16 protein-coding genes are annotated in these 16230 nt (G+C 73.8%); 8 read left to right on the top strand and 8 right to left on the bottom strand.

The features are described 5' to 3' along the window. Nucleotides 1-37: 37 nt before the first annotated feature. The 6 genes from BX286_RS18520 to paaA all read right to left on the bottom strand — a co-directional run bounded on the left by BX286_RS18520 (nt 38) and on the right by paaA (nt 4912). Nucleotides 38-1180, bottom strand: a complete 1143-nt coding sequence (locus BX286_RS18520) for an acyl-CoA dehydrogenase family protein (protein WP_079428552.1) — start codon at nt 1178-1180, stop codon at nt 38-40. 111 nt (nt 1181-1291) lie between these two features. Continuing rightward, nucleotides 1292-2395 carry a 2Fe-2S iron-sulfur cluster-binding protein gene (locus BX286_RS18515; protein ID WP_079428550.1) on the bottom strand — a complete coding sequence of 368 codons (1104 nt, stop codon included), beginning with the start codon at nt 2393-2395 and terminating at the stop codon, nt 1292-1294. Further along, a complete protein-coding gene (paaD, locus tag BX286_RS18510; protein ID WP_079428548.1) occupies nt 2396-2902 on the bottom strand; it encodes a 1,2-phenylacetyl-CoA epoxidase subunit PaaD in 507 nt (168 codons plus the stop codon). Beyond that, nucleotides 2896-3630, bottom strand: a complete 735-nt coding sequence (gene paaC / locus BX286_RS18505; RefSeq protein ID WP_100863334.1) for a 1,2-phenylacetyl-CoA epoxidase subunit PaaC — start codon at nt 3628-3630, stop codon at nt 2896-2898. The genes paaD and paaC overlap by 7 nt, the downstream gene beginning before the upstream one ends. Next, nucleotides 3627-3911, bottom strand: a complete 285-nt coding sequence (gene paaB / locus BX286_RS18500; protein ID WP_079428543.1) for a 1,2-phenylacetyl-CoA epoxidase subunit PaaB — start codon at nt 3909-3911, stop codon at nt 3627-3629. The genes paaC and paaB overlap by 4 nt, the downstream gene beginning before the upstream one ends. Beyond that, nucleotides 3908-4912 carry a 1,2-phenylacetyl-CoA epoxidase subunit PaaA gene (gene paaA, locus BX286_RS18495; protein ID WP_079428541.1) on the bottom strand — a complete coding sequence of 335 codons (1005 nt, stop codon included), beginning with the start codon at nt 4910-4912 and terminating at the stop codon, nt 3908-3910. The genes paaB and paaA overlap by 4 nt, the downstream gene beginning before the upstream one ends. A gap of 149 nt (nt 4913-5061) precedes the next feature. Here paaA and BX286_RS18490 point away from each other — a divergent pair, with 149 nt between their 5' ends. Genes BX286_RS18490 through BX286_RS18480 form a run of 3 tightly spaced genes read left to right on the top strand, consistent with a single transcriptional unit; the run spans nt 5062 to nt 7775 of the window. Beyond that, a complete protein-coding gene (locus tag BX286_RS18490; RefSeq protein WP_222842057.1) occupies nt 5062-5730 on the top strand; it encodes a DUF5819 family protein in 669 nt (222 codons plus the stop codon). After that, nucleotides 5718-6995, top strand: coding sequence for an HTTM domain-containing protein (locus tag BX286_RS18485; RefSeq protein WP_398898664.1), 1278 nt, complete (start codon nt 5718-5720; stop codon nt 6993-6995). Before BX286_RS18490 ends, BX286_RS18485 begins: the two co-directional genes overlap by 13 nt. Nucleotides 6996-7037: 42 nt before the next feature. Then, nucleotides 7038-7775: an RNA methyltransferase gene (locus BX286_RS18480; RefSeq protein WP_079428537.1), complete on the top strand. Its 738-nt coding sequence runs from the start codon at nt 7038-7040 to the stop codon at nt 7773-7775. Nucleotides 7776-7877: 102 nt separating this feature from the next. Here BX286_RS18480 and paaN read toward each other — a convergent pair whose 3' ends face one another. Continuing rightward, nucleotides 7878-9560 (bottom strand): phenylacetic acid degradation protein PaaN, encoded by a 1683-nt coding sequence (gene paaN, locus BX286_RS18475; protein ID WP_121015550.1) that lies wholly within the window; start codon nt 9558-9560, stop codon nt 7878-7880. 168 nt (nt 9561-9728) lie between these two features. On the opposite strand from paaN, the gene BX286_RS18470 reads away from it, so the two are divergent. Continuing rightward, nucleotides 9729-11291 (top strand): 3-hydroxyacyl-CoA dehydrogenase, encoded by a 1563-nt coding sequence (locus tag BX286_RS18470; RefSeq protein ID WP_079431828.1) that lies wholly within the window; start codon nt 9729-9731, stop codon nt 11289-11291. After that, nucleotides 11288-11875 carry a TetR/AcrR family transcriptional regulator gene (locus tag BX286_RS18465; RefSeq protein WP_079428533.1) on the top strand — a complete coding sequence of 196 codons (588 nt, stop codon included), beginning with the start codon at nt 11288-11290 and terminating at the stop codon, nt 11873-11875. The genes BX286_RS18470 and BX286_RS18465 overlap by 4 nt, the downstream gene beginning before the upstream one ends. 84 nt (nt 11876-11959) lie before the next feature. Here BX286_RS18465 and BX286_RS18460 read toward each other — a convergent pair whose 3' ends face one another. Next, on the bottom strand, nt 11960-12562 hold the full coding sequence (locus BX286_RS18460; protein WP_121015549.1) for an Lrp/AsnC family transcriptional regulator: 603 nt from the start codon (nt 12560-12562) through the stop codon (nt 11960-11962). Between the two features lie 179 nt (nt 12563-12741). Here BX286_RS18460 and pdhA point away from each other — a divergent pair, with 179 nt between their 5' ends. The 3 genes from pdhA to BX286_RS18445 are packed head-to-tail and all read left to right on the top strand — an operon-like array spanning nt 12742 to nt 16213. Continuing rightward, nucleotides 12742-13878, top strand: a complete 1137-nt coding sequence (gene pdhA, locus BX286_RS18455) for a pyruvate dehydrogenase (acetyl-transferring) E1 component subunit alpha (protein WP_079431827.1) — start codon at nt 12742-12744, stop codon at nt 13876-13878. After that, a complete protein-coding gene (locus BX286_RS18450) occupies nt 13875-14882 on the top strand; it encodes an alpha-ketoacid dehydrogenase subunit beta (RefSeq protein ID WP_079428529.1) in 1008 nt (335 codons plus the stop codon). Before pdhA ends, BX286_RS18450 begins: the two co-directional genes overlap by 4 nt. Beyond that, nucleotides 14882-16213, top strand: a complete 1332-nt coding sequence (locus tag BX286_RS18445; protein ID WP_079428527.1) for a dihydrolipoamide acetyltransferase family protein — start codon at nt 14882-14884, stop codon at nt 16211-16213. Before BX286_RS18450 ends, BX286_RS18445 begins: the two co-directional genes overlap by 1 nt. Nucleotides 16214-16230 lie beyond the last annotated feature (17 nt).

The raw sequence follows: 16230 nt of genomic DNA, 5'->3' as shown, positions 1-16230 counted from the left end.
CCCGGCCGGCGGTCCCGGCCGGCGGTCCCGGCCGGTCTCAGCCGAGGGGGTGGGCGGCCAGCAGGTCGCCCAGGGCCTCCTCGTGGGCGGCGGCCGGGCCGAGCTGGAGTTCCAGCTGCTTGGCCCAGGCGTGGTAGCGGTGCAGCGGGTAGTCCGTGTCGGCGCCGAAGCCGCCGTGCAGGTGCTGGGCGGTCTGCACGACCCGGCGCACGCCCTCGGAGGCCCAGATCTTGGCGACGGCCACGTCCCCGGAGGCGGGCAGCGGGCCGCCCGCCGTGCCGGTCGCGGCGTCGAGGCGCCAGGCCGCCTGCCAGAGGGTGACCTCCATGGCGCGCAGGTCGATGTAGCGGTCGGCGGCCTGGACCGCGACGGCCTGGAAGGTGGCCACGGGGAAGCCGAACTGCTCCCGCTTGCTGGTGTAGCCGCTGGTCATGGCCAGGACGGCCTCGCCGAGGCCGAGCGCGAGGGCGCAGGTGCCGGTGGCCAGGACCTGGCGCAGCCGCTCCCAGGCGCCGGGGGCGTCGATCACGTGGGTGGCGGGCACCCGGACCCGGTCCAGGGTGAGTTCGGCGAACTTCTCCCCGCTGGTGGAGTACTGGTCGGCGAGGGTGAGTCCTCCGGCGGTGCGCGGGAGCAGCGCGAGGACGGCCTCGCCGTCGCCGGCGTGCGCGGGTACGGCGATCCAGTCGCTGCTGTGCGCCCAGGGGACGGCCGTCTGTACCCCGTCCAGGGTCCAGGCCGTGCCCTCGCGGTGCGCGGCGACGGCGAGTTCGGCGGGGTCGTGGCCGGTGCGGCCCTGTGCGGCCACGGTGAGGACGAGCGTGCCGCGCCCGGCGCCGGGCAGCACGGCGGCGGTCAGCTCGGGGCTTCCGTGGGCCTGGACGGCCATGGCGGTGGCGCAGTGCTCCAGCAGCGGGACCCGGGCCAGTACCCGGGCCGCCTCGCGCAGCACCAGGCACAGCGCGATGGTGTCGAGGCCGGCCCCGCCGTGCTCCTCGGCGAGGACGAGGCTCAGCAGGTCGGAGCCGGCGAGGGTGGCCCACAGGGGCCGGTCGAACTCCTCCGCGACGGCTCCCGGCGTGAGCGCGGGGCTGGGCACGCCGTCGGGGGCGACGTCGGCGAACACGGCCTTCGCCGCCTCGACGGCCGCCTGCTGTTCCTCGGTGAAGGTGAAGTCCACTGCCTGTCCTCCCGCGTGCACCGGCTCCGATCCAGCTGCTGGATCTGACGGGCCGTCAAGATAGAGCAGGCGGCGGGAAAAACCCAGCCCGCGGGGGACTCCCGGCGGGGCTCAGCGGTCGAAGTCGATCTCCACTTCCTCCGTCACGGGGTGGGACTGGCAGGCCAGCACGAATCCGGCCTCCGTCTCCTCCTCCTCCAGCGCGAAGTTGCGGTCCATCCGCACCTCGCCCGAGACCACGAACGCCCGGCAGGTGCCGCAGACCCCGCCCTTGCAGGCGTACGGGGCGTCCGCGCGGCCCCGCAGCACGGCGTCCAGCAGGGACTCCCCGTCCTGCACGGCCCAGGTGCCCGAGCGGCCGTCGAGGCGGGCCGTGACCCGGCCGTGGGCCGCGACCGGAGCCGAGGACCGCACGGGGTCCTGCGGGGCGGTGTCCTCGACGTGGAAGATCTCCTCGTGCACCCGGGTGTGGGCGACGCCGAGGGCGGCCAGGGCCCGCTCCGCACCGGTCACCAGCCCGTACGGGCCGCACAGGAACCAGCCCGTGACCTCCCCGACCGGCAGCAGTGCGGGCAGCAGGGCCGTCAGACGGGCCTCGTCGAGCCGCCCGGACGGCAGGCCGGCCTCCTGCTCCTCGCGGGAGAGGACGGTCACCAGCTGGAAACGGTCGGGATGACGGTCCTTGAGGTCGGCGACCTCCTCCAGGAACATCGTGGAGGCCGCCGTACGGTCGCTGCGCACCAGGCAGAACCGGGCGTCGGGGCGGGCCGCCAGCAGCGTGGCCGCGATCGACAGCACCGGGGTGATGCCGCTGCCGCCGACGATCGCCGCGTAGTGCGGCGACGCCGGGGCCGCCGCGGGGTCCAGCACGAACCGGCCGGCCGGGACCATCACGTCCAGCACGTCCCCGGCGGCGATCTCCTTGTGGGCGAAGGTGGAGAACTCGCCGCCCTCCACCAGCCGCACCCCGACCCGGAGCTCGGCCGGGCCCGGGCCGTCGGCGGCCGGGGCGGGGGAGCAGATGGAGTAGGTCCGGCGGACCTCCGCGCCCTCGGCGGGCCTGCGGCGGAGCGTGAGGTGCTGGCCGGGGGCGTGCCGGTACTCGGCGCGCAGCGCTTCGGGCACCGACAGGGTCAGCGCCACCGAGTCGTCGGTGAGCCGGTCGACCGCCGCCACCGTCAGGGGGTGGAACGCGCCGTGGCGGGGTGCGGCCATCTACAGCTCCTTGAAGTGGTCGAACGGTTCGCGGCAGGCGACGCACCGGCGCAGCGCCTTGCAGGCGGTGGAGGAGAAACGGCTGAGCAGCTCGGTGTCGGTCGAGCCGCAGTTCGGGCAGCGCACCGACAGGGTGAGCGGGACCGGTCCGCCCGCGGCGTGCGGGCGGGGCGGGGCGATGCCGAACTCGGCGAGCTTGCGGCGGCCTTCGGCGCTGATGTCGTCGGTGGACCAGGCGGGGGACAGCACCGTGGTGACCCGCACGTCGGGTATGCCGTGGCCGGTCAGGAGCCGCTCGATGTCGGCGGACATGGCCTCGATGGCGGGACAGCCCGTGTACGTGGGGGTCAGGAGCACCTCGGCGTGTCCGTCGTCATGCATCCGCACGCCGCGCAGGACGCCCAGCTCGGCGAGGGTCAGCACGGGCAGCTCCGGGTCGGGGACGGTGCCGGCCAGCTCGGCCAGCTCCGCCTCCAGACGGGTGGTCCCGGCCGCGGCGGTCACCACGACGCCCCGGGGTGGCTGCGGTGCAGGTGCTGCATCTCCGCCAGGAGCCGCCCGAACGGCTCGGTGTGCAGGCCCTCGCGGCCGGCTCCGGCGGCCCAGGCGCCCGTCCGCGGGCCCTCGGGCAGGTCCAGGCCGGCCTGCTCCAGTACGCCGCCCAGCGCGGCCAGCCAGCGGGCCTCCAGGGCGGCCGCGTCCACGTCCAGGCCGTCAACCGGCCGGAACATCTCCCCGGTGTACTTCCACAGCCCGTCCAGAGCCGCGCGCATCCGCCGGCGGCTCTCCTCGGTGCCGTCACCGAGCCGCAGCGTCCACTGCTCGGCGTGGTCGCGGTGGTAGGCCGTCTCCTTGACCGCCTTGGCGGCCAGCGGGGCGAACGGGCCGTCGCCGGCGGCCAGTTCCGCGTACAGCTCGTGCTGGTAGAGGGAGAAGTACAGCTGGCGGGCGATGGTGTGGGCGAAGTCCCCGTTGGGCTGCTCGACCAGCTGGACGTTGCGGAAGGCGCGCTCCTCGCGCAGGAAGGCCAGCTCGTCCTCGTCGCCCGCCATGGACAGCAGGACACGGGCCTGGCCGAGCAGGTCGAGCGCGATGTTCGCGAGGGCGACCTCCTCCTCCAGGACCGGGGCGTGGCCCGCCCATTCGCCGAGGCGGTGGGAGAGGATCAGCGCGTCGTCCGCGAGGGCGAGGACGGCGGCCGTGGCCGCGGGCGGGACGGCGGTGTCGGCGCTCACAGGTGGCGCACCCCCTCGGGGATCTCGTAGAAGGTGGGGTGCCGGTAGGGCTTGTCGGCGGACGGGGCGAAGAACGGGTCCCGCTCGTCCGGCGAGGAGGCCGTGATCTGCGCCGAGGGGACGACCCAGATGGAGACGCCCTCGTTCCGCCGCGTGTAGAGGTCGCGTGCGTTGCGCAGGGCCATTTCCGCGTCGGGGGCGTGCAGGCTGCCCGCGTGCGTGTGCGAGAGGCCGCGGCGCGAGCGCACGAACACCTCCCACAGGGGCCAGTTCTGCGTCATGCCTGTACCTCTCGTCCGGTGCCGTTGTGCTTCTGCGCGTACGCCGTGGCCGCTTCGCGGACCCAGGCGCCTTCTTCGTGGGCCCTGCGGCGCTGGCTGATGCGCTGTTCGTTGCAGGGGCCGTTGCCCTTGAGCACGTCCCAGAACTCCGCCCAGTCGATGGCGCCGAAGTCGTAGTGCCCGCGCTCCTCGTTCCACTTGATGTCCGGGTCGGGCAGGGTCAGGCCCAGGGACTCGGCCTGCGGGACGGCGATGTCGACGAAGCGCTGGCGCAGCTCGTCGTTGGAGTGCCGCTTGATGCGCCAGGCCATCGCCTGCGCGCTGTGGACCGACTCGTCGTCCGGCGGGCCGAACATCATCAGGGAGGGCCACCACCAGCGGTTCACCGCGTCCTGGGCCATGGCGTGCTGGGCCTCGGTGCCCCGGGAGAGGGCGAGGAGCAGCTCGTACCCCTGGCGCTGGTGGAAGGACTCCTCCTTGCAGATCCGGACCATCGCGCGGGCGTAGGGGCCGTAGGAGCAGCGGCAGATCGGCACCTGGTTGGTGATCGCCGCACCGTCCACGAGCCAGCCGATGGCGCCGACGTCCGCCCAGGTCAGGGTCGGGTAGTTGAAGATCGAGGAGTACTTCTGCTTGCCGGAGTGGAGCTTGTCGAGCAGCTCGTCGCGGCTGGTGCCGAGGGTTTCGGCGGCGCTGTAGAGGTACAGCCCGTGCCCCGCCTCGTCCTGCACCTTGGCCATCAGGATCGCCTTGCGGCGCAGGGAGGGCGCGCGCGTGATCCAGTTGGCCTCGGGCTGCATGCCGATGATCTCGGAGTGGGCGTGCTGCGCCATCTGGCGGACCAGGGAGGCGCGGTACTCCTCGGGCATCCAGTCGCGCGGCTCCACGCGCTCCTCCGCCGCGACGGCGGCGTCGAAGTCCGCCCTCAGCTGCGCGCCCAGGCCGGCGGACCCTCCGTCCACCCCGCCCGACGTCCCCGTCTCCGGAGTCACTGCGACCATCACGGCTCCCTGTCCGAATCTGCGTCCGAGTCCGTCCGTCCGCCCGACCGACCGATCGTTCGGTTCATCCTCTTCAATGGTGAGACGGCGGCCCGTAGGGTGTCAACCTCTGTGGGCAAACCCTGTGGACGCCGGATGATCGGGGCGGGATGGACGCGAACGAGCGCGAGCGCGAGGACGAGCCCGGTTCCCCGCCTCCCCGGGCGCCCGGGATCGCCGGCCTGTCCCTCCCGTACCGGATCCTCGCCGCGCTGGTCCTGGCGGCCCTGGCCGTCGCCGCCTGCCTGCACCTGGGACTGGTGTTCCTGCACGTCGCACCGTCCAACACGCTCACCAAACGGCACGCCGGCCTGGTCGACGGCTGGGTGTACCCGGAGTTCGAACAGAACTGGAAGCTGTTCGCCCCCAACCCCCTCCAGCAGAACATCGCCGTGGAGGCCCGCGCGCAGCTCCGCGACGGGAACGGCGCCCTGGTCACCACCGGCTGGCGCGACCTGTCCGCCGAGGACACGGCCGCGATCCGGCACAGCCCGCTGCCGAGCCACACCCGGCAGAACGAGCTCCGCCGGGCCTGGGACTTCTTCACCGGCTCCCACGACGACGAGAACAAGGCGACCGACGCCGAGCGCGGCGAGCTGTCCGAGGCGTACCTGAAGCGCATCGCCGGCGCCCGGCTGGGGGCCGGGCTGGCCGACGGCGAGCGGCTCGTACGGGTCCAGCTGCGCTCGGCGACGCGGGCCGTGGCGGCGCCGGCCTGGAGCGCGGAGAAGACCGACACCCAGACGTACTACCGGGAGCTGCCGTGGTGGACCGTCTGAGGCGGGCAGTCGCGAAGCCGGTCGCGAAGCCGGTCGCGGAGGCGGTCGCGAAGGTCAGCGGGAAGGCGCTCGGTCCGCACCAGAGCGCCGTCGTGCGGATCGGCTTCGCCGGGACCTGGCTGTTCTTCCTGCTGCGGGAGTTCCCGCACCGGCACGAGCTGTACGGGCCCGACGGGCCGTGGAGCTGGCAGCTGGCGGAGCGGCTGGTCGCCGGGAACCACGCCTTCACGGTGCTGCTGTGGTCGGCGTCGGGGTGGTGGTTCGAGCTCGTCTACGGCCTCGCCGTGGCCGCGAGCGCGCTGCTGGCGCTGGGCTGGCGGACGCGGGCCATGTCGGTGCTGTTCATGGTCGGGGTGCTGTCGCTGCAGAACCGCAGCGTGTTCATGGGAGACGGCGGGGACAACGTCGTCCACCTGATGGCGGTGTACCTGGTGCTGACCCGCTGCGCGCGGGTCTGGTCGCTGGACGCGCGGCGGGCCCGGCTGCGGGGCAGCGCCGCGGCGGGGGCGGCCGGGCCGGTGCTCTGGGGGGTGCTGGGCGCGGTCCTGGCCTACGGGGCGGTGAGCGGGCGGCTGAGCGGCGGGTGGACGGCCGTGTTCGCTGCGCTGTGGGTGGGGTCGGCGCTGTGGTGGCTGGTCGAGCGGTACGAGCCGGAGGGGGAGCGGCGGGCCGCGCTGGACGTGCTCGCGAACCTGCTGCACAACGCCGGGATGCTGGTGATCATGGCGGAGGTGTGCCTGATCTACGCGACGGCGGGCTGGTACAAGATCCAGGGCTCGCGGTGGCAGGACGGGACCGCGCTGTACTACCCGTTGCGGCTGGACTACTTCAGCCCCTGGCCGGGGCTGTCGGGGGTGCTGGCGGGGAGCGGGGTCGTGGTGATGCTGCTGACCTACGGGACGGTGGCGGTGCAGGTCGCGTTTCCGTTCACGCTGTTCAACCGGCGGGTCAAGAACGTGCTGCTGGCGGGGATGATGCTGGAGCACGCCGGGATCGCGGTACTGCTGGGGCTGCCGTTCTTCTCGCTGGCGATGATCGCCGCCGACGCGGTGTTCCTGCCGACCGGGTTGCTGGTGTGGGTGGGGGCGCGGGTGGCTGCGCTGCGGGTGGCGCTGCCGCTGCGCGGAGCCTCTCCCCGCCCCGCCCTTTCTCCGTTTCCCGCGGCTGAGCCCCGGACCCCCCTCCTGGGGGCTCCGCCCCCAGACCCTCCCCCAGCTACCGCTGGGGGTGCCCCCAGCGCCTCAAACGCCGGCGAGGCTGGGTAGGGCCGGGGGGGCTGGGTAGCGGCCGGCCTTAGGGTCGGGGGCATGAGTGTGGTGCGGGAGTGGGCCGAGAACGCCGGGCGGGACGACGTCGTGTTGCTGGACGGGTTCCATGCCCTCAAGCACGCGCTGCGGTTCGGGGCCGAGGTGGTGGCCGTCGTGGCCGAGGAGCCCGAGGAGGTGCGGGCCCTGGCCGCCGAGCTCGCGCCCGACGTGGAGGACGCGGTGGCACGGCTCGTGCGGCAGGGGGCGCTCAAGGGGCTGCTGCCCCGCGTGCACCCCACCGGGGTCGCGGCCCTCGCCGTACGGCCCGACCGGCAGGCCGGGCGGGCCGCCCTCGCGCGGACGCCCCGCCCCTCGCCCGTCGTGCTGCTCGACAACCCCCGCAACCTCGGCAACGTGGGCGCCGTCGTCCGCCTCGCCGCCGGCTTCGGGGCCACCGGCGTGGTGACCCGCGGCGACCTCGACCCCTGGCACCCCAACGTGGTCCGCGCCGGGGCCGGGCTGCACTACGCGACCACCGTGGACCGGCTGGAGCTGGAAGAGCTCCCGCCCGGGCCCGTGTACGCGCTCGACCCGGAGGGGAAGGACATCCGCGGCCTGGTCCTGCCCGACGACGCCCTGCTGGCCTTCGGCTCCGAGCGGCACGGGATCTCCCCCGAGCTGCGGGCCCGCGCCGACCACCTGGTCTCACTGCCGATGCGGCCCCAGGTCTCCAGCTACAACCTCGCCACCAGCGTCGCCATGACCCTCTTCCACTGGGGCGGGCCCCGGGCGCAGTGACAGCAGGGCGCCCAGAGCGGCCCAGGTGGACCGCTCCTCCCGCACCTTCAGGGGCGAGTAGGAGGACGTCCACCCGGGCCGGGGCGCCCGGGGCTGCGCGGATCAGGCCTGGCGGCGGACCTCCACCACGCGGAAGCGGTTCGAGACGAACGCCCCGTCGCACAGCGCGGCGTTCGCCGCCGGGTTGCCGCCCGAGCCGTGGAAGTCGGAGAAGGCCGCGGTCTGGTTGACGTAGACCCCGCCGGTCAGGTTCAGCGACAGCTGCGCCGACTCCTCCAGGCAGACCTCCTCGATCGCCCGCTCGGTGTCCGCGGAGGTGGTGTACGCGCCCACCGTCATCGCGCCCTTCTCCCGCACCGTGCGGCGCAGCAGCTCGAGGGCGTCGGCCGTGGAGTCCACGGCGACCGCGAAGGAGACCGGGCCGAAGCACTCCGACAGGTACGCCGCCTCCGGGTCCGGCTTGCCGGCGTCCAGCTTCACGATCACCGGGGTGCGCACGACCGCGTCCGGGAACTCGGGGTTGGCCACCTCGCGGGAGGCCAGCGCGACCTCGCCCAGACCGGCCGCCGCCTCCAGGCGGGCCTTGACGTCCGGGTTGACCAGGGCGCCCAGCAGCGCGTTCGCCCGGGCGTCGTCGCCCAGCAGGCCGCCGACCGAGGCGGCGAGGTCGGCGACGACCTCGTCGTACGACTTGTGGCCGGCGTCCGTCTCGATGCCCTCGCGGGGGATCAGCAGGTTCTGCGGGGTGGTGCACATCTGGCCGCTGTAGAGGGAGAGCGAGAAGGCCAGGTTGGACAGCATGCCCTTGTAGTCGGAGGTCGAGTCGACCACGACCGTGTTGACGCCCGCCTTCTCCGTGTAGACCTGCGCCTGGCGGGCGTTGGCCTCCAGCCAGTCGCCGAACTCCGTCGAGCCGGTGTAGTCGATCAGCTTGATCTCGGGCCGGACCGCGAGGGTCTTGGCGATGCCCTCGCCCGGCCGCTCGACGGCCAGCGCCACCAGGTTCGGGTCGAAGCCGGCCTCGGCCAGCACCTCGCGGGCCACCTTGACGGTCAGGGCCAGCGGGAGGACGGCGCGCGGGTGCGGCTTGACCAGGACGGCGTTGCCCGTGGCGAGGGAGGCGAACAGGCCGGGGTAGCCGTTCCAGGTAGGGAAGGTGTTGCAGCCGATCACCAGGGCGATGCCGCGGGGCACCGCCGTGAAGGTCTTGCCGAGCTCCAGCGGGTCCCGCTTGCCCTGCGGCTTGGACCAGTCCGCCTGGCCGGGGACCCGGGTCTGCTCCTCGTACGCGTAGGCGACGGCCTCCAGGCCGCGGTCCTGCGCGTGGGGGCCGCCCGCCTGGAAGGCCATCATGAAGGCCTGGCCGCTGGTGTGCATCACCGCGTGCGCGAACTCGTGGGTGCGGGCCGAGATGCGGGCCAGGATCTCGATGGAGACCAGGGCGCGGGTCTCGGGGCCGGCGTCCCGCCAGGCGGGGATGCCGGCCCTCATCGCGGGCAGCAGCACGTCCACGTCGGCGTGCGGGTATTCCACGCCGAGCTCCGGGCCGTACGGGGAGACCTCGCCGCCGGTCCAGCCGTCGGTGCCGGGCTGGCCGAGGTCGAAGCGGGTGCCGCGGACGGCCTCGAAGGCGGCGAGCCCGTCGGCCGGGGCGGTCTCCCCGTAGGCCTTGGGGTGCTCGGGGTGCGGGGACCAGTAGGCGCGGCTGCGGATGGCAGCCAGCGCCTGGTCCAGGGTGGGCCGGTGCTTCTCGGTGAGCTGGGAGAGGGTGAGCTCGGCGGCCATCAGGGACCAACTCCTCGTTGAGCCGGGCAGGATCAGGCTGGTTCTCAGCGTGAGATCAGGCAGGGGCGGGTGAAGAAGAGCAGACTGGAGTTAGAGTAACCGAACGATCGGTCGGGACAAGAGGGCCCGGCAGGACCTGTGGACAACCCGGTGCGGGAGGATCAGGACATGACAGCAATCGAGCGGTCCCGCACTGTGGCGGTCGTCGGCGCCGGCACCATGGGCCAGGGCATCGCCCAGGTGGCCCTCCTCGCGGGTCACCACGTGCTGATCCACGACATCGACGGCGCCCTCGCCGCCACCGGCGCCTCCCTCGTCCGCGACCGGGTCGAGCGGATGGCCGCCAAGGGCCGCCTCGACCGGGCCGAGGCCGAGGACGCCGCGGGCCGGATCCGGGCTGCCGACGGCCTGGCCGGTCTCGCCGACGCCGCCCTCGTCATCGAAGCCGTCGTCGAGGACGTCACCGTCAAGCGGGCCCTCTTCGCGGCCCTCGAAGAGGTGGTTTCGCCGGACGCCCTGCTGGCCACCAACACCTCTTCCCTCTCCGTCACCGAGCTCGCCGCCGGCCTCGCGCACCCCGGCCGCTTCCTCGGCCTGCACTTCTTCAACCCGGCCCCGCTCCTCCCCCTCGTGGAGGTGGTGAGCGGCTCCGCCACCGACCCGGCGGCCGCCGAGCGCGCGTACCGCACCGTGCTGGGCTGGGGGAAGACCCCGGTCCGCTGCGCCGACACCCCCGGCTTCATCGTCAACCGGATCGCCCGGCCCTTCTACGCCGAGGCCTTCGCCGTGTACGAGGAGCAGGGCGCCGACCCCGCGACCATCGACGCCGTCCTGCGCGAGAGCGGCGGATTCAGGATGGGCCCGTTCGCGCTGACCGACCTGATCGGCCAGGACGTCAACGAGGCCGTCACCCGCTCGGTCTGGGAGTCCTTCTTCCGCAGCCCCAAGTTCACCCCCTCGCTCGCCCAGCGCCGGCTCGTCCAGTCGGGCCGCCTCGGCCGCAAGTCCGGGCACGGCTGGTACCCGTACGGCGAGGGCGCGCAGCCGCCCGCCCCCAGCACCGCCGGGCCGCAGGAGGCGCCGGAGAAGGTGACCGTCGTCGGTGACCTCGGCCCGGCCGCCGCGCTGGCGGAGCTGATCGAGGAGGCCGGGATCGCGGTGACCTCCACCGCGCACGGAGGCCCGTACATCCAGCTGCCCGGCGAGGGCCAGCTGGTGCTCGCCGACGGCAAGACGGCCGTCGAGTTCACCGACGTCGTCTACTTCGACCTCGCGCTGGACTACCGCGAGGCCACCCGGATCGCCCTCTCGGTCAGCGAGGACACCAGCGAGCGCACCCTCGCCGAGGCCGTCGGCCTCTTCCAGAGGCTCGGCAAGGAGGTCTCCGTCATCGGCGACGTCCCCGGCATGATCGTCGCCCGCACCGTGGCCATGCTGATCGACCTCACCGCCGACGCCGTGGCGCGCGGGGTGGCCTCCGCCGAGGACATCGACACCGCGATGCGGCTCGGCGTCAACTACCCGCTGGGCCCCTCCGAATGGCACGCGCGGCTCGGCCGGGACTGGGCCTACGACCTCCTGCACCACCTGGACGAGCGCTGTCCCGGCGGCCGCTACGCGCCCTCCCTGGCCCTCTTCAAACTGGGCTACGCCGACGACGGCGGGACGGACGGGGACGAAGGGGACGACGGGGACTACGAGGGCGACGCGGCGGAGGAGGGCACCGGATGACCACGGCCAGGCGGGACACCTACACCCCCGAGACGCTCCTGTCGGTGGCGGTGCGCGTCTTCAACGAGCGCGGCTACGACGGCACGTCGATGGAGCACCTCTCCAAGGCCGCCGGCATCTCCAAGTCCTCGATCTACCACCACGTGGCGGGCAAGGAGGAGCTGCTGCACCGTGCCGTCAGCCGGGCGCTGGACGAGCTCTTCGCGGTGCTGGAGGAGCCCGGCGCCCTGCGCGGCCGGGCGGTCGCGCGCGTCGAGTACGTCACCCGCCGCACGGTCGAGGTCCTGGTCGCGGAACTCCCCTACGTCACCCTGCTGCTGCGGGTGCGCGGCAACACCCGCACCGAGCGCTGGGCGCTGGAGCGCCGCCGCGAGTTCGACCACCAGGTGGCGGAGCTGCTCAAGGCCGCCGCGGCGGACGGGGACCTGCGGGCGGACGTGGACATCCGGCTGGCCACCCGGCTGCTCTTCGGCATGGTCAACTCGCTGGTCGAGTGGTACCGCCCGCACCCGGGCACCACTCCCGACCAGCTCGCGGACGCGGTGGTCAGCATGGCCCTGGACGGCCTGCGCACGAAGGCCTAGCGGGCAGGCCTGGCGGGGCGGGACGCGGGCGGTACGGGCGCGCGGTACGGGGGCAGGGGGCGGGTCCCGCCCCCCTGCCGTCTCTCAGTCCTCCGCGAGCGCCGGGCCGCCGCCCGGGCCCGGATCCAGCAGGTCCGTTTCCTCGAACACCAGCAGCGTCCGGGTGGAGAGCACCTCCGGGATGGACTGCAGGCGGGTCAGCACCAGCTCCCGCAGGGTCCGGTTGTCAGCCGTGTGGACCAGCAGCAGGACGTCGAAGTCCCCGCTGACGAGCGCGATGTGGGCGGCCCCCGGCAGCTCGCGCAGCTTCTCCCGCACGGTCCGCCAGGAATTCTGGACGATCTTCAGGGTGATATAGGCGGATGCGCCCTGACCTGCGCGTTCGTGGTTCACCCGGGCGGTGAACCCGCGAATCACCCCGTCGTCGATCAGCCGGTTGATCCGGGCGTACGCGTTCGCGCGCGAGACGTGCACCTGCTCGGCCACCGACCGTATCGAGGCGCGGCCGTCCGCCTGGAGCAGCCGCATGATCGACCGGTCGATCGGGTCGAGGGGACGGGGCGCGGCGGCCGGCGGCGGCACGGGCGGGGTGGGGACCGGCGCGGCCGGCGGTGCAGGTGGGGCGGCCGGGGCACCCCCCGGTGAAGCCGGTACGGAGCCCGCTCCGGCCATTTGTTCATCCGGCATTGCCCACTGCCTTCCTCTCCTGGACGTCCTGCACCCATCCCAGGGCCCCGTCGCCAGTTTGTCCACAGCCTGACGCCGCCTGTAGCCAAATTGCGCCGACGACCGAACAATCGGTAGGTGAGGCACCCCACAACCGGGGAGTCCTTCCGCCCGCTTCCCACGAGGAGGTGTACGCCGCCATGACGGTCCAAGAGCTGCCCGGTGCCGGTGCGTCCCACCGTGTCACCCCGCCGCCCGCCTGGAGGCCCCGTACGGAGGCCGCTCCGCTGCTTCCGGACCCGGAGCCCTACCGGGTCCTGGGCACCGCGGCCGCCGAGCACCTCGACCCCGCGCTGATGCGCCGCTACTACGCCGAGCTGGTGCGGGGCCGCCGCTACAACGCGCAGGCCACCGCGCTGACCCGGCAGGGCCGTCTCGCCGTGTACCCCTCCACCGTCGGCCAGGAGGCCGCCGAGATCGCGGCCGCCCTGGTCCTGGAGGAGCAGGACTGGCTCTTCCCCAGCTACCGCGACACCCTCGCGGCCGTGGCGCGCGGACTGGACCCCGTGCAGGCGCTCACCCTGCTGCGCGGCGACTGGCACACCGGCTACGACCCGCGCGAGCACCGGATAGCCCCCCTCTGCACCCCCCTCGCCACCCAGCTCCCGCACGCGGTGGGCGTGGCGCACGCCGCGCGGCTGCGCGGGGACGAGGTGGTCGCGCTCGCCATGGTCGGCGACGGCGGCACCAGCGAGGGCGACTTCCACGAGGCGTTGAACTTCGCGGCCGTCTGGCAGGCCCCGGTGGTCTTCCTGGTCCAGAACAACGGCTTCGCCATCTCCGTCCCCCTGGCCAAGCAGACGGCCGCCCCGACCCTGGCCCACAAGGCCGTGGGCTACGGCATGCCGGGCCGGCTGGTCGACGGCAACGACGTCGCCGCGCTGCACGAGGTGCTGACCGAGGCCGTGCAGCGGGCGCGCGCGGGCGGCGGCCCGACCCTGATCGAGGCCGTCACCTACCGGATGGAGGCCCACACGAACGCCGACGACGCGACCCGCTACCGGACCGACTCCGAGGTCGAGGCCTGGAAGGCGCACGACCCGGTCGAGCTGCTGGAGCGCGAGCTGACCGGACGCGGCTGGCTGGACGAGACGGCGGTCCGGGAGGCGCGCGACGCGGCCGAGGCGATGGCCGCGGACCTGCGCGAGCGGATGAACGCCGAGCCCGTACTGAACCCGATGGACCTCTTCGCGCACGTCTACGCCGAGCAGACCGGCCGGCTGCGCGAGCAGGCGGCCATGCTGCGCGCGGAACTGGAAGCTGAGGACGACGCATGACCACGGTGGCTCAGCAGGCGGTCAAGCCCGCGACGATGGCGCAGGCACTGACCCGGGCCATGCGCGACGCGATGGCCGAGGACCCCACCGTCCACGTGATGGGCGAGGACGTCGGCACGCTCGGCGGGGTCTTCCGGATCACCGACGGACTCGCGAAGGAGTTCGGCGAGGACCGGGTCACGGACACCCCGCTGGCCGAGGCGGGGATCCTCGGCACGGCGGTCGGCATGGCCATGTACGGGCTGCGGCCCGTCGTGGAGATGCAGTTCGACGCGTTCGCCTACCCGGCGTTCGAGCAGCTCATCTCGCACGTGGCGAAGATGCGCAACCGCACCCGGGGCGCGATGCCGCTGCCGATCACCATCCGCGTGCCGTACGGCGGCGGCATCGGCGGCGTCGAGCACCACTGCGACTCTTCCGAGGCGTACTACACGGCCACCCCCGGCCTGACGGTGGTGACCCCGGCGACCGTGGAGGACGCGTACGGGCTGCTGCGCGCGTCGATCGCCAGCGACGACCCGGTGGTCTTCCTGGAGCCGAAGCGGCTCTACTGGTCGAAGGCGCAGTGGTCGCCGGACGCGCCGGTGGCGGTCCCCGGGATCGGCGAGGCGCTGGTCCGGCGGACGGGCACCAGCGCCACCCTGATCACGTACGGGCCCTCGCTGCCGGTCTGCCTGGAGGCGGCCGAGGCGGCGCGCGAGGAGGGCTGGGACCTTGAGGTCGTCGACCTGCGCTCGCTCGTCCCCTTCGACGAGGAGACGGTCGTCGCCTCCGTACGCCGTACCGGGCGCGCGGTGGTGGTCCACGAGGCCGGCGGCTTCGGCGGGCCGGGCGCGGAGATCGCCGCCCGGGTGACGGAGCGCTGCTTCCACCACCTGGAGGCGCCGGTGCTGCGGGTGACGGGCTTCGACATCCCGTACCCGCCGCCGATGCTGGAGAAGTACCACCTGCCCGGTGTGGAGCGGATCCTGGACGCCGTGGCCCGCCTCCAGTGGGAGAACTGATGCCGCAGGTGATGGAGTTCAAGCTGCCCGACCTCGGTGAGGGGCTGACCGAGGCCGAGATCGTGCGGTGGCTGGTGGCGGTGGGCGACGTCGTGGCCGTCGACCAGCCGGTCGTCGAGGTCGAGACGGCCAAGGCGATGGTGGAGGTGCCCTGCCCGTACGGCGGTGTGGTCACCGCCCGGTTCGGCGAGGAGGGCGAGGAGCTTCCGGTCGGCGCCCCGCTGATCACCGTGGTGGTGGGTGCGCAGTCGGATACCGCCGGGGCGGCGCAGGCCGCGGCGGCTGATGCCGAAGGCCCTGCCGCTGCGCCCCGGCCGCTGATCGGTTACGGCTCGGACCACGCGCGCCCGGCGCGTCGGCGGCGGGTGCGACCCGTTGCCGCCGCGGTGTCGGCGCCGCCGGTGGCCGCGGCTCCCGCTGTGGCCGTCCCGGCGGCTCCGGCGGCTCAGGCCGGGCCGGTGCCCGTCATCTCGCCGCTGGTGCGCAAGCTGGCCCGGGACAACGGGGTCGATCTGCGGTCGCTGCGCGGTTCGGGCCCCGAGGGGCTGATCCTGCGCGCGGACGTGGAGGCCGCCATGCGTCCGGTCGCGGAACCGGTGGCCGCGCCCGCCGCCGCCGCTGCCGCCTCCGTCTCCGCCCCGCAGGCCGAGCGGATCCCCCTCAAGGGGCTGCGCGGCGCCGTGGCGGAGAAGCTGTCGCGCAGCCGGCGCGAGATCCCCGAGGCCACCTGCTGGGTCGACGCGGACGCCACCGAGCTGATGGCGGCGCGGGCCGCGATGAACGCGGTGGACGGCCCGAAGATCTCGGTACTGGCCCTGCTGGCCCGGATCTGCACGGCCGCGCTGGCGCGATACCCGGAGCTCAACTCCACGGTGGACCTCGCGGCGAACGAGATCGTCCGGCTCCCGGCCGTGCACCTGGGCTTTGCCGCGCAGACCGAGCGCGGGCTGATGGTCCCGGTCGTCCGCGACGCCCAGACGCGCAGCCCGGAGTCCCTGTCGGCGGAGTTCGCCCGGCTGACGGAGCTGGCGCGGGCCGGGAAGCTGGCCCCGTCGGACCTCACCGGGGGCACGTTCACGCTGAACAACTACGGGGTGTTCGGGGTGGACGGCTCCACGCCGATCATCAACCACCCGGAGGCGGCCATGCTGGGGGTGGGGCGGATCATCCCGAAGCCGTGGGTGTACCAGGGTGAGCTGGCCGTCCGTCAGGTCGTGCAGCTTTCGCTGACGTTCGACCACCGGGTGTGCGACGGGGGCACCGCAGGGGGGTTCCTCCGGTACGTCGCGGACTGCGTGGAGAACCCGGCGGTGCTGCTGAGGAGCCTGTAGGGGAACGGCGGGCGCCG

This window comes from Streptomyces sp. 3211.6, from assembly GCF_003634815.1.
Classification (GTDB): domain Bacteria; phylum Actinomycetota; class Actinomycetes; order Streptomycetales; family Streptomycetaceae; genus Streptomyces; species Streptomyces katrae_A.
The sequence above is the reverse complement of the archived record's forward strand: the minus strand, read 5'-3'. Positions and strand labels throughout refer to the sequence as shown.

Excerpts from the sequence above, each read along its gene's own strand:
- BX286_RS18515 (WP_079428550.1), bottom strand. The coding sequence starts at position 2,395 with ATGGCCGCACCCCGCCACGGCGCGTTCCACCCCCTGACGGTGGCGGCG.
- paaB (WP_079428543.1), bottom strand. The coding sequence starts at position 3,911 with ATGACGCAGAACTGGCCCCTGTGGGAGGTGTTCGTGCGCTCGCGCCGC.
- paaA (WP_079428541.1), bottom strand. The coding sequence starts at position 4,912 with ATGGTCGCAGTGACTCCGGAGACGGGGACGTCGGGCGGGGTGGACGGA.
- BX286_RS18490 (WP_222842057.1), top strand. The coding sequence starts at position 5,062 with ATGGACGCGAACGAGCGCGAGCGCGAGGACGAGCCCGGTTCCCCGCCT.
- BX286_RS18480 (WP_079428537.1), top strand. The coding sequence starts at position 7,038 with ATGAGTGTGGTGCGGGAGTGGGCCGAGAACGCCGGGCGGGACGACGTC.
- paaN (WP_121015550.1), bottom strand. The coding sequence starts at position 9,560 with ATGGCCGCCGAGCTCACCCTCTCCCAGCTCACCGAGAAGCACCGGCCC.
- BX286_RS18470 (WP_079431828.1), top strand. The coding sequence starts at position 9,729 with ATGACAGCAATCGAGCGGTCCCGCACTGTGGCGGTCGTCGGCGCCGGC.
- BX286_RS18465 (WP_079428533.1), top strand. The coding sequence starts at position 11,288 with ATGACCACGGCCAGGCGGGACACCTACACCCCCGAGACGCTCCTGTCG.
- BX286_RS18460 (WP_121015549.1), bottom strand. The coding sequence starts at position 12,562 with ATGCCGGATGAACAAATGGCCGGAGCGGGCTCCGTACCGGCTTCACCG.
- pdhA (WP_079431827.1), top strand. The coding sequence starts at position 12,742 with ATGACGGTCCAAGAGCTGCCCGGTGCCGGTGCGTCCCACCGTGTCACC.
- BX286_RS18450 (WP_079428529.1), top strand. The coding sequence starts at position 13,875 with ATGACCACGGTGGCTCAGCAGGCGGTCAAGCCCGCGACGATGGCGCAG.
- BX286_RS18445 (WP_079428527.1), top strand. The coding sequence starts at position 14,882 with ATGCCGCAGGTGATGGAGTTCAAGCTGCCCGACCTCGGTGAGGGGCTG.